Source organism: Variovorax sp. MPBD4-3 (assembly GCF_058809745.1).
The window spans coordinates 189,764-212,189 of record NZ_JBXASW010000002.1; the positions used below are offsets into that span (position 1 = coordinate 189,764).

General features: G+C 64.4%; 22 protein-coding genes. 7 read left to right on the top strand and 15 right to left on the bottom strand.

The genetic code is table 11. From position 1 onward, the window contains the following. Positions 1-52 precede the first annotated feature (52 nt). Entirely contained in the window at positions 53-949 is an 897-nt protein-coding gene (locus tag AC1RVW_RS01960) for an oxidoreductase (protein ID WP_285414776.1), read from the bottom strand. A gap of 86 nt (positions 950-1,035) precedes the next feature. Between AC1RVW_RS01960 and AC1RVW_RS01965 the strand changes: the two genes are divergently transcribed. Continuing rightward, positions 1,036-1,914 (top strand): MurR/RpiR family transcriptional regulator, encoded by an 879-nt coding sequence (locus AC1RVW_RS01965; RefSeq protein WP_493197704.1) that lies wholly within the window; start codon positions 1,036-1,038, stop codon positions 1,912-1,914. Then, on the top strand, positions 1,914-2,774 hold the full coding sequence (locus AC1RVW_RS01970) for an EamA family transporter (protein ID WP_285414777.1): 861 nt from the start codon (positions 1,914-1,916) through the stop codon (positions 2,772-2,774). The genes AC1RVW_RS01965 and AC1RVW_RS01970 overlap by 1 nt, the downstream gene beginning before the upstream one ends. Before the next feature lie 138 nt (positions 2,775-2,912). Here AC1RVW_RS01970 and AC1RVW_RS01975 read toward each other — a convergent pair whose 3' ends face one another. The 14 genes from AC1RVW_RS01975 to AC1RVW_RS02040 form a co-directional block, all read right to left on the bottom strand. After that, complete coding sequence (locus AC1RVW_RS01975; protein WP_234383115.1) at positions 2,913-3,749, bottom strand: LysR substrate-binding domain-containing protein; 837 nt, start codon at positions 3,747-3,749, stop codon at positions 2,913-2,915. Between the two features lie 63 nt (positions 3,750-3,812). After that, positions 3,813-5,054, bottom strand: coding sequence for an MFS transporter (locus AC1RVW_RS01980; protein WP_081270297.1), 1,242 nt, complete (start codon positions 5,052-5,054; stop codon positions 3,813-3,815). Positions 5,055-5,279: 225 nt separating this feature from the next. Next, a complete protein-coding gene (locus AC1RVW_RS01985; RefSeq protein ID WP_081270296.1) occupies positions 5,280-6,002 on the bottom strand; it encodes an ABC transporter ATP-binding protein in 723 nt (240 codons plus the stop codon). Further along, positions 5,983-6,747 (bottom strand): ABC transporter ATP-binding protein, encoded by a 765-nt coding sequence (locus AC1RVW_RS01990; RefSeq protein WP_081270295.1) that lies wholly within the window; start codon positions 6,745-6,747, stop codon positions 5,983-5,985. The genes AC1RVW_RS01985 and AC1RVW_RS01990 overlap by 20 nt, the downstream gene beginning before the upstream one ends. Beyond that, positions 6,744-7,730, bottom strand: coding sequence for a branched-chain amino acid ABC transporter permease (locus tag AC1RVW_RS01995; RefSeq protein WP_493197708.1), 987 nt, complete (start codon positions 7,728-7,730; stop codon positions 6,744-6,746). The genes AC1RVW_RS01990 and AC1RVW_RS01995 overlap by 4 nt, the downstream gene beginning before the upstream one ends. 23 nt (positions 7,731-7,753) lie before the next feature. Beyond that, positions 7,754-8,623 (bottom strand): branched-chain amino acid ABC transporter permease, encoded by an 870-nt coding sequence (locus tag AC1RVW_RS02000; protein ID WP_493197710.1) that lies wholly within the window; start codon positions 8,621-8,623, stop codon positions 7,754-7,756. A 15-nt stretch (positions 8,624-8,638) separates the two neighbouring features. Further along, positions 8,639-9,817, bottom strand: a complete 1,179-nt coding sequence (locus tag AC1RVW_RS02005; protein WP_493197712.1) for an ABC transporter substrate-binding protein — start codon at positions 9,815-9,817, stop codon at positions 8,639-8,641. An 81-nt stretch (positions 9,818-9,898) separates the two neighbouring features. Continuing rightward, positions 9,899-10,540, bottom strand: coding sequence for an isochorismatase family protein (locus AC1RVW_RS02010; protein WP_285414779.1), 642 nt, complete (start codon positions 10,538-10,540; stop codon positions 9,899-9,901). Beyond that, complete coding sequence (locus AC1RVW_RS02015; RefSeq protein WP_081270290.1) at positions 10,537-11,580, bottom strand: 2,5-dihydroxypyridine 5,6-dioxygenase NicX family protein; 1,044 nt, start codon at positions 11,578-11,580, stop codon at positions 10,537-10,539. Before AC1RVW_RS02015 ends, AC1RVW_RS02010 begins: the two co-directional genes overlap by 4 nt. 22 nt (positions 11,581-11,602) lie before the next feature. Then, entirely contained in the window at positions 11,603-12,598 is a 996-nt protein-coding gene (locus AC1RVW_RS02020; protein ID WP_493197715.1) for an amidohydrolase family protein, read from the bottom strand. 17 nt (positions 12,599-12,615) lie between these two features. Beyond that, a complete protein-coding gene (locus AC1RVW_RS02025; RefSeq protein ID WP_081270288.1) occupies positions 12,616-13,131 on the bottom strand; it encodes an aromatic-ring-hydroxylating dioxygenase subunit beta in 516 nt (171 codons plus the stop codon). Beyond that, on the bottom strand, positions 13,128-14,438 hold the full coding sequence (locus tag AC1RVW_RS02030) for an aromatic ring-hydroxylating oxygenase subunit alpha (RefSeq protein WP_081270287.1): 1,311 nt from the start codon (positions 14,436-14,438) through the stop codon (positions 13,128-13,130). Before AC1RVW_RS02030 ends, AC1RVW_RS02025 begins: the two co-directional genes overlap by 4 nt. A 29-nt stretch (positions 14,439-14,467) precedes the next feature. Continuing rightward, the gene (locus tag AC1RVW_RS02035) at positions 14,468-15,721 is read right to left on the bottom strand and encodes an NAD(P)/FAD-dependent oxidoreductase (RefSeq protein WP_493197717.1); all 1,254 of its coding nucleotides are present in this window, start codon (positions 15,719-15,721) and stop codon (positions 14,468-14,470) included. Further along, positions 15,718-16,035, bottom strand: a complete 318-nt coding sequence (locus AC1RVW_RS02040) for a non-heme iron oxygenase ferredoxin subunit (protein WP_081270285.1) — start codon at positions 16,033-16,035, stop codon at positions 15,718-15,720. Before AC1RVW_RS02040 ends, AC1RVW_RS02035 begins: the two co-directional genes overlap by 4 nt. A 354-nt stretch (positions 16,036-16,389) precedes the next feature. On the opposite strand from AC1RVW_RS02040, the gene AC1RVW_RS02045 reads away from it, so the two are divergent. The 5 genes from AC1RVW_RS02045 (at position 16,390) to AC1RVW_RS02065 (ending at position 22,282) form a co-directional block, all read left to right on the top strand. After that, complete coding sequence (locus AC1RVW_RS02045; RefSeq protein WP_081270284.1) at positions 16,390-18,771, top strand: xanthine dehydrogenase family protein molybdopterin-binding subunit; 2,382 nt, start codon at positions 16,390-16,392, stop codon at positions 18,769-18,771. Next, positions 18,768-19,619 (top strand): FAD binding domain-containing protein, encoded by an 852-nt coding sequence (locus tag AC1RVW_RS02050; RefSeq protein ID WP_493197720.1) that lies wholly within the window; start codon positions 18,768-18,770, stop codon positions 19,617-19,619. Before AC1RVW_RS02045 ends, AC1RVW_RS02050 begins: the two co-directional genes overlap by 4 nt. A 5-nt stretch (positions 19,620-19,624) precedes the next feature. After that, a complete protein-coding gene (locus AC1RVW_RS02055) occupies positions 19,625-20,848 on the top strand; it encodes a xanthine dehydrogenase family Fe-S subunit (protein ID WP_493197722.1) in 1,224 nt (407 codons plus the stop codon). After that, complete coding sequence (locus tag AC1RVW_RS02060) at positions 20,845-21,651, top strand: alpha/beta fold hydrolase (RefSeq protein WP_493197724.1); 807 nt, start codon at positions 20,845-20,847, stop codon at positions 21,649-21,651. The genes AC1RVW_RS02055 and AC1RVW_RS02060 overlap by 4 nt, the downstream gene beginning before the upstream one ends. 82 nt (positions 21,652-21,733) lie before the next feature. After that, entirely contained in the window at positions 21,734-22,282 is a 549-nt protein-coding gene (locus tag AC1RVW_RS02065; RefSeq protein ID WP_081270349.1) for a MarR family winged helix-turn-helix transcriptional regulator, read from the top strand. Positions 22,283-22,426: the final 144 nt, after the last annotated feature.

Sequence of the window (22,426 nt, forward strand, 5' to 3'; positions counted from 1 at the left end):
CGGCGTCGGCGCCAAAGAGGAAGAGGCGCGCCCGTGCGCTCGTTGGCCGGGATCAGCCAGGGCCGTCGCTCGCGGCCGCGAGGAGCGGCACCAGGACATCGCTGATCGGCGTCGGGATGCCACGAGCGCGGCCGCGACGCGCGATGACATCGTTGCGCACATCCCATTCCAGCGGCCGGCCGGCCTCGCGATCCGTGAGGATGGAGGTGCCCATGTCTGCGGGAGATGCCTGGAACTTGTCGAGGATTTCCCGCGGCACCTCGTCACCGAGTTGCGCGCCTTCGGCGCGGGCCACGGCCAGGCATTCCCGGAGATAGGCGAGGGCCAGCTCGGCGATGTCGGAGCGGCCGAACATGCCGGAGCGCCGGTGCGTGAGCGCCATGAGTCCGGCCACCGCGTTCTGCAGCAGCTTGCGCCAAGCCAGCGCGTGGAAGCTCGCCGACACTTCGACGCGGCACCGGGTGTCTTGCAGCATCTCGGCCACCACGCGGGCGTCCGACGTGTCCGGCAGGCTGAGGCGCATCTCCCCACGCAGACGCACCGAGCCATCGGGTTGCGCCTGTGCAGGGAACCACACGACCGCGGGAACGATTTTCCCGTGCGAGGCCTGGCGGGCGACGCGCTCCACTTGCTCCACGCCGTTTTGCAGTACGCACACCACCGTGTCCTGGCCGCACAACGCGGCGAGCCATGCGCCGGCGGCCTCGATCTGTGTCGTCTTGACCGCGAGAAGCACGAGGTCGACGGTGTGCCCGATCTGTGCGGGATCTACCCGGACCGGGCCGGGGACCGTCACGAGGCGATCGCCATCTTCCAACGTCAGGCGCTCGCGGAGTGTGCGGCCGCATAGCAACGGCGTGCGACCGACTTCGTGCAGGGCCACCGCGACGGCGGTGCCGATGGCCCCCGGACCCACAACGGCGATGGATGAATCGCTCGGTGCACTCATAAGACAGGCTCCTTTGAATTGCGTGTTCGGTGCCGTGCTTAGCAGGCTTGCACGGTCCGCGGTTGCTATGTAACATATTACTTAAGATGAATGATAATGGTAATGGAGTTTCAAGAGAAGCGCGATTGGTGCAGTGGATCGGAAGCATCCAGGCGCGCAGTGGCGACCTGGCCGCAAGCGAGGCCAAGGTGGTCGAGCTGCTGCTTGCTGATCCCTTGTTTGTCGGGGTGAGCACGACCGCCCAGGTGGCCGCCCGCGCCGGGGTCTCGCCGCCAAGCGTGGTCCGTGCCGCGCGTGCGATCGGGTTCAGCGGGTTCACCGAACTCAAGATCGAAATCGCTCGTGCACGCGGCACCGCGCAATTCTTCGCGCCCCCTGAGGTACTCGCGGTCGGTGCGACAACGGCCGCGGTGCTCGAGGCCTCGATCCGCGCAGGTGCCGACGCGCTGACCGCGCTCGGCGGTGCCATTGAACTGGCCGCGCTCGACCAAGCGGTGAGCACCATCCAGCGCGCGCGCCAGGTGATCGCATTCGGCGCCGGCCCGTCTGCGACGGTCGCCGCCGATGCGGTGTTCCGTTTGCGCGCGGTCGGCGTGACGACCATTGGTATCCAGGATCACCTGTCGGCGATGATCGCCACGCGCCTCCTCGGCCCCGGTGACGCCGTCATCGCCGTCAGTTCGACCGGACGCACGTCGACGACGCTGGCCATCGCCGACGCGGCGTCTTCTGCCGGCGCCTCGCTGATCGCCGTCACCAACCAATATGGCACGCCCCTGGCGACTCTCGCGGACGTCGCGCTGGTTGTCGGCGGCGCACCGCTGCCGGCCCAGATGGCTGCGGCTGGAAGTCGGTTGGCGCAGCTCGTGGTGATCGACGCACTGGTCGCGGCCCTCGCGTTGCGCGACCCGCAGCGCGGCCGCCGTGCGGAAAGGGCGGGCATCGACCTGCCCGATATCGGCTGATGCCGCCCGGCACCGTCGCGATGGTCCTCGCGGCAGCGGTCGCCCACGCGGCATGGAACCTGGCATCGAAGTTCAAGCGCGGTGATGCCGTGTTGTTCGTCGGCGCCTATACCTGTGCTTCGGCGCTGCTGTGCGTGCCGATCAGCCTTGCCTTCGGCGCCGGCGAGCAGCAGATGCTGGACTGGCGACTGTGGGCGGGTGCCACTTTCTCCGCCGTGTTGCACACCGCCTACTCGCTCACCTTGCAAGCCGGGTACGACCGCGCCGAGCTGGGCGTGGTCTATCCGGTCGCGCGTGGCACCGGACCGGTACTGACGATGCTCTTCGCGATCCTGCTTCTGGGTGAACGGCTCAGCACCGACGCGATGTTCGGCGCGTCGCTCGTCGTGGCAGGCATTCTCGTGGTCACTGGCAACCCGCTCAGCCGCGCAGGCCGCCGCCCGGTCCAGGGCTTGATCTGGGGGGCTGCGACGGGGGCGACCATCGCTGCGTATACGCTGTGGGACGGCTACTCGGTCATCGAACTGAACCTGGCGCCTGTGAGCTACTACGCCGCCACGCTGCTGGTGCAAAGCCTGATCCTGGCGCCCAGCGTGTTGCACCGACGCCGTCGCGCTCGCGCGGCCCTCCGTGCCGACGCCTTGCCGATCCTCATCGTGGCGGTGTTCTCTCCGCTCGCGTACATCCTGGTTCTCACCGCCATGCTCAAGGCGCCGGTGGCGCTCGTCGCGCCGCTGCGCGAGTCGTCGATCGTCATCGGCTCGCTCGTCGCGTGCATATGGTTCCGCGAGGGGCATCTCGCGCGCCGTCTCGCCGGCGTCGCGGTCGTGATGGCCGGAATCGCGGTCATCAGTCTTTGACGCTGTCTTCGAAGGGGCGCCGCGCGCGGTGGCAAGGTTTCATGGGCGATGACAGGTTGTCCGCCGCGACTGTCAGCGTGCTGAAAAGTGTTGCCGACGCGCAGGGAGGGCAGTGCGGCGCGCTGCCTCGCATCGCTGTTATCGGACGGAACGGATCCAGTTTCTGAAAAGCCTCACGGGGGCCTCTGCCGCTTTCAGCGGATCGCAGACCAAGTAGTAACCAGACTCCGTCCTGGCGACGTGATCCACGGCAACGACGAGCCGCCCGCTGCGCAGGTCCTCGTCGACGTAGGCGCGCTGGGCGATAGCAATCCCCAATCCATCAGCCGCAGCCTGGTAGCACAGCGCAGCATTCGCCATCGTGATTCCATGCAGGCTTGGGGAATCCACAAGTCCAGCCGAACGGAACCATAGTGACCAGGCTTCCGGGCGCATCATCGAGTGCAGCAGGTTGGCTTGCAGCAGGTCTTGAGGCGTAGTCAAATGCCCGGCCAGATTAGGTGCGCAGACGGGAAGAAATTCGTCGTCGAAGAGGTGGTCCAACTCGACATCGGCCCACTCTCCCATGCCATGACGGATCGCGCAATCAGCGCCCTCGAGCCGGATATCGTCGGCCATCGCGATCGTCGAAATCTCGAGATCGATGTCGGGGTATTGCGCGTAGAAACCGCGCAGGCGAGGTACCAACCAACGGATGGCAAGGCTCGGCGTCACTTTCAGGCGCAGCCGCTTGTCCGTCTGGAGATCGCCCACGTCAGCGAGCGCATCGTTCAGGCGGTCGAACGCGTCCGAGACGCGGTGGGCCAGTCGTCTGCCTACCGCGGTGAGCTCGATCTCGCGGCCAGATTTCTGAAACAGCTGCGCGCCCAGCCCGACCTCCAGCTGCTTGACTTGCTGGCTGACCGCACCGGGCGTCACATGAAGCACCTGAGCGGCGCGCGTGATCCCCTTGGCGCGGCACACTGCATCGAACACGCGCAGCGGGCCTAGGAGCGCACGGAGACTGTGCATCGTGACCAAAGTGAAGGCGCAGCGAACTCAGCGCTCGCCCGGACCCGCCGCTGCGGCCGTGCCGCTCGCGTGCCTGGCGGCCGGACGGTCCGTGAGGCAGAGCATTGCGGCCGCGACCAGCAGCCCCGCTGCCAGACAGAGCCACGAGACATAGCTGCCGGAAATGTCAAAGAGCCGTCCCGCGAGAAATGGCCCGATGCCGGCGCCGATGGCCACCGTGGCATAGACGCCCCCGAAGAGGGTGCTGTAGAGGTTCAGTGGGAATTTTCGGCTCACCAGATAGGCTGCGAGATCGAACTCTGCGCCGACCGCGAAGCCTGTCATGAGCAACCCCGGAAGCACCAGCGCCGGTTGGCCGGTTGCCAGAAGCAGCATGCCGGTGGCAGACAGCATGAAGAGCGTCGCTGACAAGCGCGCGGCATCGAACACGTCCAGAAGAAAGCCGGTGACGATCCGACCGACGATGACCGCGACGCCAAGGATGCTGGCGAGACCGGCGGCACGGTTCGGGGAAAGCCCCAGGTCGGTGAGCATTGGAACGACGTGCACGATCGTGCCGAAGATGCCGACCGAGCACAACAGGAAGACCGCGGCGATGCGGAAGAAGTGCGGGTCGGCCAGCGCCTTCAGATTATGTCCGGCTGAGGCACGGCGGCCCTCGTCTGCAGGGGCCGCATCCGCGCTCCGCAGGAAGTAGGCGATCAACGGCAAGAGTACAAGGACGACCGCCGCAAGGCCCAGGTAGGTGGCGCGCCATCCGAAATGGGTGATGGCCGGCGTGACGATCAGGGGAATCAGGATAGCCCCGACGCCCGTTCCGGTGATGGCGATGCCCAGCGCCAGTCCGCGTTGCCGAGAGAACTTGCCTACGAGGATCTTCGTGAAGGACAAGGGCGAGGTCGCGCCACCGAGCAGTGTCAAGACCGTGACCAGCGCCAGAAAACTGGCCAACCCTTGTGTCCAAACGCCCAAAAGCAGGAACGAGGTGGATAGGCCCACAAGGGAGAGCAGGGTGACGCGTCGCGCGCCGTACCGGTCGATCACCTGTCCGATGAACGGCGCCGCGCATCCGAGCAGCACGCTGCTGATCAGCGAGCCCAGGGACGCAGTGCCTCGGGTCCACCCGAACTCGGCGGCGAGCGGCTTCAGAAACAGACCTGAACTGTAGAAGTACAGCGATGAGACGCCGCTGGCCAAGCCAAGGAAGCAACCCAGGACGTAGCGCCAATGCTGCCGCAGTTCTGAAGGTGAACGAGGAGAGGGCGTCATGTGCGGATCCTTATGACGAAGTGAATGTGAACGGTGGAATGGCGCGGTCGTTACGCACGCCGAGAAGAACGTGCAGCAGCCTTGGCCTACACCGCGATCGAACGGAGCCGGTCGATCGGTGGCTTCAGTGCTTGACCGCGCCGAGTCATCAAAGATGCGCATTGCTGCACGAGCGTGGACCTTCCTTTTGGAGCGAATCGCGTTGAGCCACCGGCGAGTTCGTCTTCAGCACTTCTGGATGCCGATGGTGCGGTTGAGCAATGCCTCTTCGCCACTCAGCACCGCCGCAGACCCGGCGTAGGCGGTCAGTCCGCGTTCCAGCACGATCACGTTGTTGGAGAACTCGAGAACGACATCCACGTGCTGCTCCACGATGATGCAGCCCACGCCGAGCTGATCACTCATCCGGACGATGGCATCCATCAACTCCTCGCGCACCATCGGCGCCAGGCCTTCGAGCGGTTCGTCGAGCAATAAGATTCGCGGCTGCCCCACGAGTGCGCGTGCCACCGACAGCATTTGCTGCTCGCCGCCCGACAGCTGCGTGCCTCCGTTGCGTCGGCGCTCTTTGAGCCGAGGAAACAGTGCATAGATCGGTGGTAGGGCGACGCTTGCCGAGCGCCCCTGCAAGCCGGACAGCAGGTTCTCCTCGACTGTCAGCGAGGGGAAGATGTCGCGGCTCTGCGGAACGTAGCCGAGGCCGGCGCGCGAGCGTGCATAGGTGCTCGCGTTGCTGATGTCGGCGCCGCCGAAGTGGATGTGTCCCTTCATCAGGTCGGCCAGGCCCATGGCGGTCGCGAGCGTGGTGGTCTTGCCGGCGCCGTTGCGCCCGATCAGGCCGAGTCGCTCGCCTTCGCGCACGCTGAAGCTGAGATGCTCGAGCACCGGCAGGCCGCCATAGCCTGCGGTGACGTCGTCGAACCGGAGTTCAGTGGTGGGCTGGGGCATGACCGTCTCGTCCGAAATAGATTTGCTTGACTTGCTCGTTGGCAGCGACTTCCTGTGGCGTTCCTTCGACCATCACCGCACCGGCGACCAGCACGATGATGTGCGACGCGAACCGGAACACCAGGTCCATGTCGTGCTCGATCAGCAGTACCGACAGATCCTTCGGCAGGCGCGCAATGGCTTCCATGATGCGGCCGCCTTCGCCCTGCGGCACGCCTGCGCCCGGTTCATCGAGCAGCAGCACCTGGGGCCGCATCGCGAGTGCCAGGGCAATTTCCGCGAGCCGTTGTTCTCCCAGTGCCAGTTGTCCCACCACACGGTTCGCATACGGGTGCAGGCCCAGCATGCCGAGCGTCTCGTCCACATCCTGCTGTACGCGCGCGGAACGCGAAGGCGAGGGCCACCACTGCATGGAGGCCCGATGCCGCTGCAGCACCGCGACCTTGACGTTGTCCGCCACGGTCAGTTCCTTGAACAGGCGGCTGATCTGGAACGTGCGGACGATGCCATTGCGCACGCGAGCGTACTGCGGCAACTGGACGATCGAGCGCCCGTCCAACTGGATGTCGCCCGACTGCGGGCGCAGGGCGCCGCTCAGCAGGTTGACCAGCGTCGTCTTGCCGGCGCCGTTGGGGCCGATCAATGCCGTGCGCGCGCCGTGGGGAAGCGACAGCGAGACGTTCTGCGTGACCGCGAGGCCGCCAAAGGAGTGACTCAGGTTGTGCGTCTGGAGCCGGTGAGTCATCGTGCCACCCCGCTACGGCGAGGCTGCCGGGCGTACGCCACGGCGCGGTCGAACAGCCCGATCAGCCCCTCGGGCAACACGATGAGGACGACGATCAGCATCGACCCGATGATGAACAGCCAGTGGTAGGGGTTCAGGGTCGATGCGATGTGATGAATGGTCATGTAGGCGACGGTGCCGAGCACGGCGCCCGACAGGCGGCGTGTTCCGCCCAGAACGATCATGACGACGACGCCTGCCGACGTCGAGAAGTCAAGCATGAAGAGATTGGCGACCTTGCTGGTCTGTGCCGTCAATGCGCCCGCCAGCCCCGCCACAATGCCGCCGACGGTGTAGACCGCCAGCAGGTGCAGGTAGACGCGGCCCCCCAGCGCCTGAACCCGTCCAGGGTCCTGGCGGATGGCCTTGGCCGTCAGGCCGAAAGGCGACTCCACGAGGTTCCTCAGCAGGAAGTACACGAGCACGAGTGCACCCAGGGCATAGAAGTAGCCCGTGTAGCTCAGGAAGCTGAACTCCCAGATGCCGAACAGCGGCGCGATGTTGAAACCGGCAAGGCCGTCGTCGCCGCCTGTGAGCCACCTCGCCCAGTTGGCCAGTTCGAGCAGCAGTTGGGCGACCGCGATGGTCAGCATGACCAGCGTGAGTTTGGTCGACCGCAGCATCACTGCGCCGCTTAGCACCGCGATCACTCCGCCGCCGAGCCCGCCGAGCAGCAAGCCGGCGATCGGGTCTGCCGTCAGGTACAGCGCCGTCCAGCCCGCGACGTAGGCGCCACTGCCGTACAGCGCGGCCTGGCCCAGGGTCGCAATGCCGGCCTGCCCCAGTACGAGACTCAGAGACAGCGCGAAGATCGACATGGTCGCCATGTTGGTCAGCAAGCCGAGGTCATGCGGAAACAGCACGAAGGCCAGCAGCCCCACCAGCAGCAGCACGAGTTCTCCGCGCAGCTGCATCCATGGGCGGGCGCGAGACGGTGCGGGCACTGCCCGCGGCGCAGTGACCGTGTTCATGCGTGCCTCCCGAACAGCCCTTGCGGCCGAACCAATAGGACGATGATCATCGTGAGGAAAAACGCAGCCGATGCGAGCTGCGGGACCATGTATTTCATCGAAGTTTCCACAATGCCGAGCAGCAACGCTGCGAAGAATGAGCCGAAGAGATTTCCGTTGCCCCCGACGGCGACGACGGCCAGCAGGATCACCAGGTACTTGGACGCGTATGTCGACTCCATGGGCAGAAGTTCTGCACCAGCGATGCCGCCCAGTGCCGCAAGCGCTGCGCCCATCACGAAGGTGGCTGCGTAGATCTTCGTGGTGTCGATGCCGATCGCGCGTGCGATGGGCGCGTTGTCGACAGCGGCGCGCACCCGGATGCCGAAGGAAGATCTGTCCACCGTCAGCCAGAGCACGCAGACGACGACGAGCCCGCAGCCCACGACGATAAGCCGATGCCGCGGAATGGAGCGGAAGCCCAGATCGACCGTGCCGTTGAAAAGCTCGGGCAGCGCCACGGATGTCACGGTGGAGCCGAACATCAGGTTCGCCGCAGCCGTCGCCAGGAACATCAGCCCGATCGTCACCAGCATCTGGTCGAGATCGTCACGTCCATAGAAGCGCCGCAGCAGGATGCGCTCGAACAGCAGCGCAACAAGCCCGACCAGGGCGATGGCCAGCAGGAATCCCAGCCAGGCCGGCACCCCCAGGCGTTGCGGAATGGTGGCTGCAAAGAAGCCGCCGAGCATCGCGAAGGCGCCATGCGCCAGGTTCACCACCCGCATGAGGCCCATCGTCATCGACAGGCCCACTGTGATCATGAAAAGGATCATCGCGTAGGCGATCCCGTCGATCAGAATGCTGCTCAGGAGCGAGAGAGACATGCTGCAGGCTCTGCGTTACTTGGACACGTTCTGGGTGCGGCCGTAATCGGGCTGCATCTCGAACGTGCGGAATTCGCGGTTCACGAAGCGCCCTGACGGGTCTTTCTCGACCACGCGCATGTAGACGTTTTGCACGAACTCGCGGGAAGTCGGGTCGATCTTCACCGGGCCTCGCGGACTCTCCCACGCGTACCCCTTGGCGCTGGCGAGCGCCTTGACCCCATCGCGCTGCCCATCGGTGGCCTGGACCATGCGATAGATCACGTGGAGGCCGTCGTAGGCGTTGGCGAGCTGAACGGTCGGAATAGCCTTAGGTGCAACCTCGCCGAATGCCTTGATGAGGGCGTTGTTCAGCGCCGAGTTGTGCGTGACCGAATAGAACATGCCGGTCTCGATGCCGAGAAGCTCTGGGCCGATGGCCCGCAGCTGGTCCTCATCGGTCTCGGCGGTGCCGAGAAAGCGCACGCCGGCAGTTCTGAGGCCGGCCTCGTTGTAGGCCTTGACCATCGCATAGGTCGAAGGGCCACCCGGGGCGAAGACGTAGAGGGCATCGGGCTTGAGCGCCTTCACGCGCTGCATCAGCGGACCGAAATCGGTTGTCTTCAACGGCGCGCGGATGGCCTCGAGCAGCTTGCCGCCGCCGCCGATGAAGGCCGTGGTGAAGGATTTCTCGGCGTCCAGGCCAGGACCGAAGTCGCTAACCAGCGTGACGACATTGCGGACGCTTTTCTCGAGAGCGTACTTGGCCACGGGCACCGCCATCTGCGGCAGGGTGTATGAAGTGCGCAGCAGGAAGTCAGACTTGTCGAGCAGCGACGACGTGGATGCGTTGAAGATCACGACCGGTACTTTGGCCTCCTGCGCTAGCGCAGCCACGGCCAGGGTGTCGGGCGTGAAGTAAAGGCCAGCGATGTACTGCGCACCTTCCTTGACGATCAGTTCCTGTGCCAGCGCCTTGGCCTGCGCAGGGTTGATCTCGGGAAGGTCGCGGTAGACGACTTCGATCGTGTGCTTGCCCACGGTCGTGCCGTTGAGCTTCTGATAGGCCTTGGTCGCACCCTCCCAGGTTTGCCCCACGACCGAAAACGGCCCGGACATCGGCGCGATGACGCCCACCTTGATGACGTCGGCACGGGACTGAAAGGAGATCGTCGCGAGGGAAACCGCCAGGGCGGCAACAAATTTGATGGTCATTGTTCTATCCAGGTAGTGGGGCGTGGCCGGTGCAGTGAGCACCGGAGGGTCGCATGAGTTGGCGGAGCTCCGAACGGCGTATCAGACCGGCGCGATGTCTGCTGCCTTGCCGGTCGCTTCGAGGGCGACGTCGCGGGCCATCAAGGTCGCGTATTTCTGATTCATGTCGAACAGGTTGGCGTCGTGGGCCTGCAGCGAACGGTCGCCCACGCAGTCGGTCACGACGAGCGGGCGGAACCCGTGGCACATCGCGTCGACCACGCTGGCGCGCACGCAGCCGCTTGTCGTGCACCCGGCAATCAGTAGCGTGCGTACGCCGCGCAGGGACAACCAGGCGGCCAGCGAAGTCCCAAAGAAGGCCGAGGGGCTGGTCTTGCGCAGCACCAGTTCCCCGGCCTCCGGCTGCAGTTGAGGCACGATCTGGCTTTCCGGCGCATCCTCACGCAAGGCAAGGATGGGGGGCACCTTGAGCGCGAAGATGTTGGCGTCGGCACCATCGTCCTGGTACACCACCCGCGTGTGCACGATCGGCCATTGGCGCTGTCGCGCTTTGTCGAGAAGCCCGCGTGTGCTTTCGATCGCGTCGGCGATGTTGCCGCCACCGAAGGCGAGCGGATCGGCGAAACCATTGACGAAGTCGATGATTAGCAGGCCGTAGGGCGCCAGCGGCGCGACGGCATTGCCGAATCCTTGCTTCTGGTAGATAGCCTGATCGAAGCTCATTGGAATGCCTCGTCGATCACCTTGCCGTCGCGGACCACGACGGTGCCGTCCAGCGCCACCGTGCAATTGCGCAGCGGAATGTCGAGGTGGCAAGGCGTGGTGCGGGAGCCACCAGCCTCGTTGTTCGGGCCCAGGGAAAACAGGAAGTTACCTTCGAACGCGCGCGCATCTTGACCAGTTGTCGCCTCGCGGTCCATCAGCGACAACGTGTGCCAGTAGCAACGGGGCTGCATTCCCCAGCCGATGTGCGCGATAGCGTAGGCTTCGGGATCCTTGTAGGCCTCCATAAACTCGCGCAGCATGGCGGCATCGACATCACCTTCAATGCTGCGCACGAAACCGTCGCGCAAGTTCAATGTGATCTTGTCCGAGACGTAGTTCCTCTGTGGCAGTAGGATGTCGCCGCGATCGATCACGATGGTTCCGTCGCTGCCGCCTTCGTTGGCGAAAGTGAAGAGGAAGCCGCTCGGCCAGTGGTCCCAGCGCCCGGGTTCCTCGCAGAAACCGTACTCCGTGATGACGGGAAATTCGCCGAGCTGGAACGTCACATCCGTTCCAGCCGCCGACGTCACGTGCATCTTTTTAGCCTTTTTGAGAAGCTTCGATGCATCCAAGACGCGCTTGCGATCGTCCTCAGTAGGAATCGCTCGCACCAGTACCTCGGGCGGCTCCGCGACCAAAAGAATCTTTGTTCCGGACTCTAGAATTTCCAGTTGCTCTGGAGAGAACAGGAGAACCATCAAGTCAAGGACGAGATCGCTATTTTTCATTGCAGCGAGCGCGACTGGATTGTTCGTGAGCGGTGTTTCACCCAGGTAGTTCATCCGGTCGCGGCTGGTTGCTTTCTCCGCGTTGATGGGTTGCAGCTCGATCCGGGTCACGATCGCGCCCGCGGCCTGCGCGGCGATCGTCGCCGTCTGGAGTGTCTGCGGGTGTGTGTGGGGGCCGCACAGAATGGAGACGGTCTGGCCGCGCTCCACTTTACTGAGCTTCAGGACTTCGTCCCACGCCCTGATCATCTGATAGTCGCTGACTGCCATCTTTTTTCCTTTCGAGTGAGTGTCAGAACTGAAGCAGTGCCAGGTCGTCCGGGCTGCCCAGCTTGAAGAGCCGGCGCGCATTGCCATGGCACACCTGTGCCCGCGTCTTGTCGTCCAGCGGGGCGGCTTCGATGAAGTCACAGGCCTCGGCGGTCGACTCGTAGGGGTAGTCCACCGAGAAGAGCACGGCCTGTGCCCCGAGCTCGCCAATGGCGCCCAGCAACGCCGGTGCGGAGCACACGCCCGACGTGGTGATCAGGATGTTGCTGCCGATGTACTCGCTGGGCTTGCGCGCCAGCGTGATGCCCGATGGATACGCGGCGAAGCGGCTGTCGATGCGCCAGCGCTGGTACGGCAGGGCCTCGCCCATGTGGCCCAACACCAGGGTCAAGCGCGGGAAGCGGTCGAACACCCCGCCGAACAGCAGGCGCAACGCATGGCCCGCTGTCTCGACGCCCCATCCCCAGGCTGCGCCCTGGAGCACCGGCATGCCTTCGAGCAGAGCCGGTGCTTGGCTGAACGCGTTGGGATGCAAGTAGATGGGTACGCCTAGCGCCTCTGCGCGCTCCCAGAACACATCGAATGCGGCACCTTCGTAATATCGGCCGAGGGTGTGGCCGTTGATCATCGCGCCCTTGAAACCGTGTTCGACCACGGTGCGCTCCAGCTCCTTGGCCGCGGCGGCCGGATCCTGCATGGCCACGTGGGCGAAGGCACCGAAGCGCTGCGGATGGCGCGAGACACGTTCGACAAGGAACTCGTTGTTCTCGCGCGCCCGGCGGATGGCGGTGTCGCGATCCACCTCGGCCTGTACGCCGGGCATGGTCTGCGATAGCACGACGTACTCGATGTTGCCTGCGTCCATTTCCGAGAGGCGCTGGTCGTCGAAGTCGGTCAGCCGAGCGTCGAGCTTGGCGACGAATGCGGAGGGAAGCGCCCGCGTGTAGGGGGAGGAGTACGCGTCGAACCCTGGGGCCGAGAAGTGCTCTTCCAGTGCGATTTTGGGAGTTTGTTTCATAGTCTTCCTGGGTGGCCTCAGACCGGGTACGCCAAGGCGGTGTCGAGAATTTCGGTGTCGTGGATCACTTCACGGCTGGCAAGCAGCAGCCGGTCGCCTTCGCGCACGAAGCGGTCGTGGTAGACCCCGGCCAGATGCACCGTCGATGGGCCCTCCACAAGGGTCTGCATGAGGATGAAGGGCGTCTGGGAACTGATCGTGTTTTCCGTCTCTTCCAGTACGCGGGCAATCCCCAGCACATGCAGCATGTGCCGCGGCGCGAACATCTGCGAGTGCGCGACGGCGAGGGCGCGGTCGATGATCATGTCCAGGCCTTCGCAGTAGATGAGTCCCACGGGCATGTTCAAGAGCGCGTTCTGGCGCGATGTCACGCGGTACGTCGCTTCCTGGCTGAAGAAGTCCGGCCAGCGTTCCACGTCGTTCGCATCCAGGACCGCGCAGTACTCGACGTGAAACGACTCGATCTCGGCGCGCAGTTCGGCCGCGCGTCGCGGCGAGATGGTGGTCTTGGCGTAGGCGAGGCGATCCTTCATGCTGCTTTCTCCGCGACACGGACATCCATCACGTCCCGGTAATACTGGTAGAGGGAGCGGATGCAGGACTCGGAGATGAGATTGCGTGTCGTGCCCTGGTGGCCGGCATCAAGCTTCACGACGTTGTTGTCCGTGGAAGAATTGCGCAGGCCTTCCTGCACGAACTTCAAAGCCTCGTTGTCCTCGAGGCCCAGGAAGCCGGCCGGGCCCATGAGGTTGCCCTGGCGAAGGCGGTGCCGTGTCATCTCCGGCGTGTCGTCCTCGTACCCGAACATCGTCCACTGCATCACCATGCTGTTCGGGCCGTTCGGAATGATCTGGCGCACGCCCATCGTGTTCATCTGGCGCTGCACGATGAGGTTCGGCCACATGGTCATCATGTTGGCGGACCAGGGCGACTTGAACTCTCGCACGTAGTCGAGGAACCGTTCGTCGCGCAACCGAAGGTTGTCGCTGAAGGAGCGCATCTGCGCCTTGTCGTCGTCGGCGACCGTAGCGTAGATCTCGTCCGGCTTGGCCGACGCCATGAAGCCGTGCCGGCCATGCACCTTGTCCGCAAAGACGATCGACTTGATGCCGGGGACCAGCAGACCGAACACCACGAGAAACGAATGCAGCAGCGTCGCGTGGTACGGATCCTTGAGGTTCTCGTGGTACATCTTCCAGTTACACGGGAGCTCGTTGCGGCAGTAGCCGAGAATCTTTAGCTTCTTGCCCGAGAACGGAACGTCGAACTCCTCGACGATCTCCTTCGTCATGTACTCCTCCAGCGGAGGGGTCTTGTCGGAGTAGGTGGCAAACACCACGCCGTTGCGGGTGGCTACGCGCAGCTGGCGGGTGCCGTGGTCGGCGTTCTTAAAGTCCGCCGGCATGCCGCCCACCTTGTTGATGCCACGCTTGAACGGGACCCCCTGCAGGTTGCCCTTGAGGTCGTATGACCACTGGTGGTAGGGGCAGACGAACTCCTTCGTGTTGCCCTGGCTGGCGCGACAGAACTCCGCGCCGCGATGGGCACAGCGGTTTTCGAAGACGGAGATCGTGTCGTCCTCCGCGCGCACGATCACGACGGCCGTGGCGCCCACATAACCACGCTTGTAGTCGCCGGGGTTGGGAATCTCCGCTTCCAGGGCGACAAAGTTCCAGGTGTCCCCCCGAAAGATGCGCTCGATCTCCTGGTCATAGTTCGCCTGGCTGGTGTAGACCCAGTCCGGAATGTTGTTCATGGCGTCCGCGGGCCAGACGCATTGCTCCAAGGGCGGATTCTTCCGGGCATTCGTGATGCCGATGACCGCCTGCGATTGATACATGAAAGCTCCTTAGCTTTGAGAGAGGTGGTTTAAGTGGTGGTCGCGACGTCGGCTTGCATCTGCTTGGCCCATGTGCGAAGGTTGGTAGCGTCCAGTGCGAAGTCGTCCCACTGCACGCGCCGCCCGCGTTCGAAGAGCGGGCGAACGGCCCGCAGATCGGCGCCTGCGTTGATTGCGACGCCGTGCACCGGCACGCCGTCCCGATGGCCGATCCATAGCACCTTGTCGTTGGCCGGGCTACCACGGCGCACGTATTCCAGATCGCTGGCCGGCAGGCCCAGCATCTGGATGTTGTGTTTGCCCTGGTCAGTCCAGAACCACGGCACCGCGGGTGCGGGAAGAGGCAGGCCGAGCATGGCGGCAGCGGCAGTGCGCCCCTGCTCGTTCGCGTTCTGCCAGGATTCAAGGCGCGTCGGCGCCGCCTGTCCGGCACGGCGCTGGCTGGTGCAGTCGCCGCATGCGAACACGTGTGCGTTGCTCGTGCGGCAAGACGCGTCGACCAAAATGCCGCTGCCTGCTGCCGTCTCCAGCCCCGCATCGCGCGCCAGCGCGTCGTTCGGAGACAAGCCGATGGCGATGACCACCTCGTCCACTTCGAGATCGCCGGTGCTGGTGCTCAAGCGCAACCGGCCTTGCGGCAATGAATGGACGCCACTGCAGGAAGCGCCGAGCAGGAGCCTGGCGCCCGCTGCGTGCAACTTCGCTTCGATCCATTCAGACGCCTGCGGCGGCACGAAGCGATCTAGCAGTGATGGCGCGCGTTCGAGCACCGTCACCGAGGCGCCCGCGGACAGCGCCGAGTTTGCGACCTCGAGGCCGAGGAATCCACCGCCAAGAACCGCGACCTGCGGCTTTGCCTGGAGTGCGGTGCGCAGCCGATGCGCGTCGTCCAGCGTGCGGATGTAGTGCACGCCCGCGCGGCCGGCCGGCACGCACGCCAGCGTGGTGGCCTCACCGCCGGTGGCGATCAGGCAGGACTCGTACGCGAGTATCCGCCCGTCCGCAAGACGGACATGTTGCCGCTGGAGATCCAGTGCAACCGCTTCGCTGCCGCTCAGCAGTTCGACGTCGCTGCGTGTCCAGGCGTCGTCGGTGAGCACGTCGAGCCTGGGCGCCTCCGCAGCCACCAGGACGGCCTTCGACAACAGAGGGCGCTCATACGGCCTGTGGCGCTCCCGGCCCACCATCGTGATGCGCCCGCTATAGCCGTGCTCGCGCAGGGCATGTGCCGCAACGGCCGCCGACTGGCCCGCACCGACGATGACGATGCCGCGCGATGTCATTTGCCAGCGGGCGACAGCACGTAGATGTGATCGCCCTCCCGCTTTACGGTGTGGGTGCGCAGGTCCACGGTGGCCGGCGCGCACATCGCCTTGCCCGTGCGAATGTCGAAGCGGGCCTGGTGCAGCGGGCATTCGACACAACCGTCTTCCACGTAGCCCTCCGACAGCAGCGCGGTGGCATGAGTGCACATGCTGTCGGTGGCAAAGAATTCGTCGTCGATCCGGTACAGCGCAACCCCATAGCCAGCGACATCGACGGTCTTCGCTTCATCGTTGCTCAGCTCTTGCGCCGAGGCGACCTTGATCCAATCCATGGGCTTCTATCCTGTCGTTCAGAGAACTGAAAAAAATACTCAGTGAACTGTCATATTAGGGCGGCCGAATTCTTTTTTCAAGTGCGGGTTTGTACTTGTTGGACTTGCACCAGAGTGGACGGAGATGCCTGTATGACAAGGTCGGAAACAGTGCGTATAGGCGCTAGAGTGCACCGAATCAGGGAGATGGATGGATCAGGGTTTTCATCATCAACCACCGTCTTCACGCGCGTGACAAGCAGGCCTATAATTATGAACGTGTACTGTCACAAATACGCATGAAGTCCTGACCTCGGACGATGCCGCACATCCCGAGCGGCGCCCGGGAACGATCAGTCAAGCAGAAGGAAACGCATGAACCAGGCAGACATCCCGGCGAGAGTTCTTAAGCCCGAGGGCATCGGCGCCCGTGTGCCTCGCAAGGAAGACGCGCGCCACATGGTTGGCAAAGGCAATTTCGTGGGCGACTTCGTGCTGCCTGGTCTGCAGGAGGTCGCCTTCCTGCGCAGCCCGCTGGCGCACGCCACCATCACGGGTGTCGAGATTCCGCAGGAGCATGCGGGGAAGATCTTCGTGCGCGAGATGATGACGGACGCGGCGGACATCGGTTCGCCGTCTTCGCTGCCCACATACCAGTACTCGGCCTTGCCGCCGCTGGCTTCGGGCAAGGTCCGGCACGTGGGAGAGGCGATCGCCATGGCCGTTGCGCCAACGCGTGCAGTGGCAGAAGACCTGCTCGAAGAGGTTCAGGTTTCCTATGACGAGCTGCCCGTCTACCACGGCGCCGAGTCTTCTCTTGCGGCGACGGGAGACTTCCTTCATCCTGGGTGGAAAGACAATGTCTTTCTCACGCTGCGGGCCAATCGCGACTTCGATGAACTTGCCGCGAAGGCGGAGGTGAAAGTTAGTCGCACCGTCGAGCTGTCGCGCCAGTGCATCGTGCCGCTGGAGGGAAAGTCGGTGCTGGCCTACTGGGACTTCCAGGCCGATCAACTTGTGGTCGTAAGTGCGACGCAGGTTCCGCATTTGCTGCGCGTCGGCATCGCCCAGCACCTCTCGATGAACGAGGAGGCGGTGCGTGTGGTGTCCCCCGACGTGGGAGGCGCCTTTGGCTATAAAGGGCAGCTGTACCCCGAAGATCTGTGCATTGCCTGGCTGGCCAAGACGTACCGAACCCCATTTCGCTATCTTGAGGATCGGCGCGAGCATCTGATCGTCGGTGCCAACACGCGGCAGCATCACTACAAGCTCACTGCCTACGCGGACCGCACGGGCAAGCTCCTGGCGTTGGACGCTGTCATCACCATCGACGGCGGCGCCTATTCGTACTATCCGTTCTTCGTGGGCCTGGAGCCTGGTCAAGCGATCGGCAACCTGCCCGGTCCGTACACCTTCCGTGGCTACCGATGCGAGACCTTGTGTGTCGCGACCAATAAGCCGGGCTTCATGGCTTACCGCGGCGTGGCGCGCACCGGCGTCTGTTTTGCAATCGAACTTCTGATGGATGCCGTGGCGCGCGAAGTGGGCCGGGAACCGTGGGAGGTTCGCATGGACAACCTCGTGCCGGCCGATGCCATGCCCTACGTCAACGTGGCCAACAAGCACTTCGACAGCGGCGACTTTCCCGCGAGCCTTCGCCGCGCCGTCGAGATGGTCGGAGTGGCTGCCGTGCGTGAGCGTCAAACCCGGGGAGAGCCGGACGGACGCCGGATCGGGTTCGGCACGGCCACTTATACCGAGCAGTCCGCGCACGGCACGACGGTGTTTGCCAACTGGGGTCTTCCGGTGGTGCCCGGTTTTGATCAGGCGGTGGTGCGGATGACCGCGGACGGCGGGCTCGAAGTGCGCGTCGGCGTGCACTCGCATGGCCAGGGCATGGAGACCAGTTTCGCGCAGATCGCCAACGATGTGCTCGGCATTCCCGTTGCGCGTATCCGGGTCGTGCATGGCGACACCGCGCTCACGCCCTTCTCATCGGGCACCTACGCATCCCGGGCGACCGTCATGTCGGGAGGCGCCATCGCGACCGCGTGCAAGGAACTGCTGCCCCGCATCCAGTCGATCGCCGCCTATCTCATGGGCGTGGATCCGCAGACCGTCGCGTTGGTGGAAGGGTTCGCCGTGGCCGGAGAAAAGTCGATTCCGCTGTCCCAGGTGGGTGGCGCGTGGTACCTCACGCCGCAGGACCTGCCCGAGAACGTGCATCTTGGTGGCCTGGAGGTTTCGCGTGCGTACAAGCCCAAAGTCGACACCGGTACCTTTACGTATGCGACCCATGCCGTCGTCGTCGCGGTCGACACGCAGACAGGCGAGGTCGAGATCCTCGACTACGTCGTGGTCGAGGATTGCGGCACCATGGTCAATCCGATGATCGTAGAGGGCCAAACCATCGGCGGCATCGCGCAGGGCATCGGCACCGCGATGTACGAAGAGAGCCCGTACGACGACCAAGGCCAGCCGCTGGCTTCTACGCTGGCCGACTACATCCTGCCTGGCGCCACGGAAGTGCCTCGCATCCGCATCGAGCACTTCGAGACACCGTCGCCTCACACCGAATTCGGCGCGAAGGGCGTGGGGGAGGGAGGCGCCATCGCGCCGCCCGCGGTGATCTTCAACGCCGTGAACGACGCATTGCGAGGCACGGGCGCGGCCGAGGTGCTGATGACGCCTCTGACACCGCGGCGCCTGCTCAAGGCCCTCGAGAGCGCGAAGCCGCAACAGGAGCTCGTCAAATGAAGGCCGCGAAATTTGAGTACACGCGAGTGCTCGGCGTGGATGAGGCGATCGAGGTGCTGGCCAAGGGCGGCGGCATGGCAAAGGCGATGAGTGGGAGCCAGTCCTTCGGCCCGATGCTCAATTTGAGACTTGCGCGACCGGCGCAGGTGGTTGACATCGCCGGCATCGCAGCGTTGCGCGCAGTCAGTCGCAAGGGCGAGTGGATCGAGATCGGTGCGGCAGTCACACATGCCGAGATCGAAGATGGCGTGCACCCGCCGCTGGCGGCGCATCCCATGCGTCAGGTCGCGGCCGGTATCGCCTACCGGGCGATCCGCAGCCGCGGCACTGTCGGAGGTAGCCTGGCGCATGCAGATCCTGCCGCGGACTGGGTGGTCACGCTCGCCGCGCTCGGTGCACGCATCGTGCTCAGGTCGCCGCGCGGCGAACGCACGATCGAGGCGGATGGCGTGATGCTCGGAGCCTATACGACTGTGCTCGAGTCCGATGAGTTGATCGTGGCCGTCCACGTGCCGTGCGAGACGCCGGCCACGCGCTGGGGTTATCACAAGGTCTGCCGCAAGCCTGGCGAATTTGCCGAGGCCAGCGCCGCGGTGTATTTCGATGTTTCGCGCAACCGTGCGCGCGTGGTGCTGGGGGCGGCTGACGGGCCGCCGATCCTGTTGAACGAATTCGCGGCGGAAGTTGCAAGCAAGGGCGCGCAAGCCGCGAAGCGCGACAAGGTGGGCGCGGCCGTAGGCCGGGCGCTGCCTGATCGCGACGGCATCGACCGAAAGCTCTTCACGGCCTGCGTCGAGCGCGCCCTGGCGCAGTCGGGTGTTTTTTCCAACCACAAGCCAGCGGAGTAACAGACTTGATCCCCATCGCTATTCAGGTCAATGGCCGCGGCTTCAGCCGGCACGCGGAACCACGGACGCATCTTGGTGACTTCCTGCGCGACGAACTGCGCCTGACAGGTACCCATCTTGGCTGCGAGCATGGCGTTTGCGGCGCATGCACGGTGCTCGTCAACGGCCAGCCGACGCGCTCATGCATCACCTTCGCCGTGGCGTGCGAGGGCCAGGAAGTCACCACCATCGAAGGCTACGACGATGATGCGGTGATGCAGCGGCTGCGCGCGGCGTTCACGCGGCATCACGCGCTGCAGTGCGGCTTCTGCACACCCGGAATGCTTACCACGGCGCGCGACATCGTCCTGCGTCTGCCCCAGGCCGACGAAGCGCGCGTGCGCCTCGAACTCTCCGGCAACCTGTGCCGTTGCACCGGCTACCAGGGCATCGTGGACGCCATTCTCGATGTGCTGCAGCAGCAGCGCGACACCCCGGACGCACAAGTCGAAAAGCTGCGGCATGCACTGAGTGCCCCGCGAACTGTTGCACCGCGCCCGGCCACGGCGCCGAGCCAGGCGCAGCCGCTCGCGGTTGCCGCCGCCAGGCAGGCCGCGGCGGAATCTGCGGCGTCCGCGGAGATGGCAGAGGTCGATCCCGCCGCGATGGCCAAGGCCAAGGCCAAGGGCAACGCCATCGAAGTGCATTTCGACGTGCCTTATCCGGAAGACCAGGTGTGGAAGTTCATGGGAGACCTGCCTGCGGTGGCCTCTTGCCTGCCCGGTGCGACCATCGACTCATACGAAGGAGAGCGTGTCAAGGGCACCATCGCGATCAAGTTCGGTCCGATGTCGGCGGCATTCGCAGGCGCTGCGCGGCTGGAGCGCGACGACGCCGCGAGGCGCGCGGTCCTGCGCGGTGCCGGCCAGGACAGCCTGAGCAAGTCACGCACCCAGGGCGACATCACCTATCGGCTGGAAGCCCTGACGGCCGACAGCACCCGTGTGCACGTCGACATGATCTATGCGCTGCAGGGTCCACTCGCGCAGTTCTCGCGCTCCGGACTCGTGAAGGACTTCGTGCGACGCATGGTCGCAGACTTCGGAAAGCAGATCACGCGAAGGCTGGGCGGCCAAACGGTTGTGACCGACGAGCCGCAACCCACGGTGTCTGTCGCCGGGATGATGTGGAGCGTGCTCTGGAACCGCTTCCGCGGCTTGTTCGGCAAGCCGCCGAGGGCGTCCGAATGAGTTCCTTTCTTCTTGGCTATCACGTCCGTGCGAACGGGGTGCGGCTGCATCTTCTGCGCTATGGAGGGCAGGGTCCTCGCCTGCTGCTGTTGCCCGGCATCACGAGTCCCGCCATCACCTGGGGCTTCGTCGCAGAGCGGTTGGCTCGCCATTTCGATGTTCATGTGCTTGATTTCCGGGGGCGAGGCCTGTCCTTCAGCGCGCCGGGCATGGTCGCGAGCCTCGATGCCATGGCGGCCGATGTGCTGGACCTGCTGAACGTGCTGCAGTGGTCGTCGGTGACGGTGCTGGGCCACTCGATGGGTGCCCGCGTGGCGATTCGAGCCGCTGCGCGCGATCCGGGACGGACGGCGAGGCTGCTGCTCGTCGATCCGCCGGTGTCCGGCCCGGGCCGGCGTGCTTATCCGGTTCCGCTGGCCTGGTATGTCGATTCCATCCAGATGGCGCTCATGGGCATCACGGCCGAAGAGCTTCGCCCCTATGCACCCACGTGGACGGACGACCAATTGCGCCTCAGGGCCGAATGGCTCCACACCTGCGACCCGGATGCCATCGTCCAGGCGCACGCCGGCTTCCACGAGGACGACATCCACGCCGATCTCCCCCAATTAAAGACGCCCGGGCTTCTGATGGCGGCAGGCCGGGGAGGGGTGATGCTGCCGGAGGACCTTGCCGAGATCGGGTCTCTTGCGCCCGGGTTGTCGCAATGCACGGCGTCGAACGCCGGGCACATGATCCCGTGGGATGACGAAGAAGATTTCTATCGCTTGCTCGGCGATTACCTGAAGCTCGATCTGCGTTAGCGCAATCTGAAGCGTGTCTTGCTCCGTTTCACAGACAGGGGAGTCGATAAACTCGTCGGCTGACACCTTCAGCGATCTCGAGATAATGACAAAGCGTTCCCCCGCTCAAAAAAAGACGGTCGGCTCAGCCGATGTGGCAAAGCATCCGATCCTGGAGCCGTTCAATCCATTGCGCCAGGTCATGTGGCGCCGGCCGGGTTTCCTCATCCGCAGGCTGACGCAGATCGGACAGGCGATCTTCTTCGATCTCTGCAAGTCGGAAAGCATCACACCGCTTCAGGTCGGCATGCTGACGGCGCTTTCGATGAACCCCTGGCTGGATCAGAAAGCGATCGGTCGGGAACTGTCGCTCGACCGCACGACGACTGCAGAAGTGCTCAAACGTCTTGGTGACAAGGGCTTGGTTGAAACCCGCGTCAATCCGGACGATCGCCGGTCAAGACTCTCGGTGATCACGACGGATGGGCTCAACCTGATCAACGATCTGCAGGAAAGCATTCACCGCTCCCAGGAGTTGCTGATTGAACCGCTGTCGCCCGAAGATCGCGCCGAGTTCATGAGGCTTCTGGCACAGCTCGTCGATGCGCATGAAAAGAAGGAAAAGATGGATAAAGAAATTGGAGCCGGCTGATCGGACGATCCGCACGCGACTTGTTTTCACCGAGTAATTTGGAACTGCTTTTAGAGGCAGCAATGAGATGAGCTACACCGCCCCCATCAAGGACATGCTGTTCGACATCGAGCACCTGGCCAACATCGGCGAGATCGCCAAGCT

Coding starts and splice junctions, on each gene's coding strand:
- AC1RVW_RS01960 (WP_285414776.1), bottom strand. CDS start 949: ATGAGTGCACCGAGCGATTCATCCATCGCCGTTGTGGGTCCGGGGGCC.
- AC1RVW_RS01965 (WP_493197704.1), top strand. CDS start 1,036: ATGAATGATAATGGTAATGGAGTTTCAAGAGAAGCGCGATTGGTGCAG.
- AC1RVW_RS01970 (WP_285414777.1), top strand. CDS start 1,914: ATGCCGCCCGGCACCGTCGCGATGGTCCTCGCGGCAGCGGTCGCCCAC.
- AC1RVW_RS01980 (WP_081270297.1), bottom strand. CDS start 5,054: ATGACGCCCTCTCCTCGTTCACCTTCAGAACTGCGGCAGCATTGGCGC.
- AC1RVW_RS01985 (WP_081270296.1), bottom strand. CDS start 6,002: ATGCCCCAGCCCACCACTGAACTCCGGTTCGACGACGTCACCGCAGGC.
- AC1RVW_RS01990 (WP_081270295.1), bottom strand. CDS start 6,747: ATGACTCACCGGCTCCAGACGCACAACCTGAGTCACTCCTTTGGCGGC.
- AC1RVW_RS02000 (WP_493197710.1), bottom strand. CDS start 8,623: ATGTCTCTCTCGCTCCTGAGCAGCATTCTGATCGACGGGATCGCCTAC.
- AC1RVW_RS02005 (WP_493197712.1), bottom strand. CDS start 9,817: ATGACCATCAAATTTGTTGCCGCCCTGGCGGTTTCCCTCGCGACGATC.
- AC1RVW_RS02010 (WP_285414779.1), bottom strand. CDS start 10,540: ATGAGCTTCGATCAGGCTATCTACCAGAAGCAAGGATTCGGCAATGCC.
- AC1RVW_RS02015 (WP_081270290.1), bottom strand. CDS start 11,580: ATGGCAGTCAGCGACTATCAGATGATCAGGGCGTGGGACGAAGTCCTG.
- AC1RVW_RS02020 (WP_493197715.1), bottom strand. CDS start 12,598: ATGAAACAAACTCCCAAAATCGCACTGGAAGAGCACTTCTCGGCCCCA.
- AC1RVW_RS02025 (WP_081270288.1), bottom strand. CDS start 13,131: ATGAAGGATCGCCTCGCCTACGCCAAGACCACCATCTCGCCGCGACGC.
- AC1RVW_RS02030 (WP_081270287.1), bottom strand. CDS start 14,438: ATGTATCAATCGCAGGCGGTCATCGGCATCACGAATGCCCGGAAGAAT.
- AC1RVW_RS02035 (WP_493197717.1), bottom strand. CDS start 15,721: ATGACATCGCGCGGCATCGTCATCGTCGGTGCGGGCCAGTCGGCGGCC.
- AC1RVW_RS02040 (WP_081270285.1), bottom strand. CDS start 16,035: ATGGATTGGATCAAGGTCGCCTCGGCGCAAGAGCTGAGCAACGATGAA.
- AC1RVW_RS02045 (WP_081270284.1), top strand. CDS start 16,390: ATGAACCAGGCAGACATCCCGGCGAGAGTTCTTAAGCCCGAGGGCATC.
- AC1RVW_RS02050 (WP_493197720.1), top strand. CDS start 18,768: ATGAAGGCCGCGAAATTTGAGTACACGCGAGTGCTCGGCGTGGATGAG.
- AC1RVW_RS02060 (WP_493197724.1), top strand. CDS start 20,845: ATGAGTTCCTTTCTTCTTGGCTATCACGTCCGTGCGAACGGGGTGCGG.